The following is a 1,303-nucleotide window of genomic DNA, read 5'->3' as shown; positions in this document are numbered from 1 at the left end:
AACAGTCTATATCCAAACAGCTTGCAGGAAACAAAGATTTTAGTAAAGTTGTCGCAAACAATCTATCCATTATGGATAAACTGCTTGATGCAAGAGAAATCGTTTTAACTAGGAATGATGCATTGAAATCTTATGATCATATGATTGCGTATCTTGTATCACAGGAATCGCTCAGTTCCTGGATAAAGAGATTCATACAGACACTTAACAAGGAAGAACGAAAGATTTTTTATACAGAAATATCAAAGATTCTTCCATATATCACTGATGAAGAACAGTTCTTCGCTGCATTAAAAAAGTCAGCCAACAAGAAGGAACTGAAGATTCTTAGAGTGAATCTGTGGGGATTTGATATTATGGATATCTATAACTTTCTATCACAGGAAGGTTATGATTCAATCTACCAAGAATTAAAAAAAGAGACAACAGATTATTTAAAAACATACAGAATGGAAATGGAGGATTAATAGTATGAGTTCAATAAATGTATTAATGAATAATCTAGAGAAGCTGAAGCTTCCCAAGATGAAGGAGAATATAAACAAGTACCTGGATATGATGTCTGACGGGGTAAAGACACCACTTGAAGCCATAGATGAGATGGTGCAGATGGAGATGAAATACAGGGAGGATTTAGCCATAATCAGCTGTGTTAAGGTGGCAAACTTCCCTTTTCAGAGAAGTCTTCAGGACTTTGATTTTAGCTTTCAGCCCTCACTGGATAGAAAGAAAATTGAAGATTTAGCCACATTAAGGTTCATTGAAAACTGTGAGAATATAATCATATGTGGAACACCTGGAGTGGGCAAGACGCATCTAGCTGTAGGTATTGGTACAGAAGCTGCAAAGCAGAGATATTCTGTATATTGTATTTCGTTCCATGACCTCATAGCACAGCTTAGAAAGGCTAAATATGAGAACATACTAGAAAGAAGAATCAAGTGGATATGCAGATATAAGCTTCTTATAGTTGATGAGTTAGGATACGAGAAAATGGATACAGATACTGCCAATCTGTTTTTCAATCTCATTGCGAAGAGATATGAGAAATCAAGTACAATTATAACTACAAACCTAACATTCTCTAAATGGCCAGAGGTGTTTGGTGATCCTGTTCTTACTAATGCCTTATTGGATAGACTTCTTCATCATAGTTCTGTATTAAACATCAACGGTCCGTCATATAGACTCAAAGATCAGCTTCAATTCATAGAAGATGAAGACTAAAAAGACAATATAAGAATGTAGGAAAACCTACATTCTTATATTGTCCTAAACCTACATTTTTATATTGACTTTTGCA

2 protein-coding genes are annotated in these 1,303 nt (G+C 34.9%); both read left to right on the top strand.

The genetic code is table 11. From position 1 onward, the window contains the following. Window positions 1-467 (top strand): hypothetical protein (locus tag EAI80_RS13555; protein WP_193760872.1); only part of this gene is annotated, 467 nt, incomplete at its 5' end. Window positions 468-471: 4 nt separating this feature from the next. Further along, window positions 472-1,227, top strand: a complete 756-nt coding sequence (gene istB, locus EAI80_RS13125; protein ID WP_129982388.1) for an IS21-like element helper ATPase IstB — start codon at window positions 472-474, stop codon at window positions 1,225-1,227. The last annotated feature ends 76 nt before the right edge of the window (window positions 1,228-1,303 follow it).

The sequence above is a fragment of the Catenibacterium sp. co_0103 genome (assembly GCF_004168205.1).
In the GTDB taxonomy this organism is placed as follows: Bacteria; Bacillota_I; Bacilli_A; order Erysipelotrichales; family Coprobacillaceae; genus Catenibacterium; species Catenibacterium mitsuoka_A.
The sequence above is the reverse complement of the archived record's forward strand: the minus strand, read 5'-3'. Positions and strand labels throughout refer to the sequence as shown.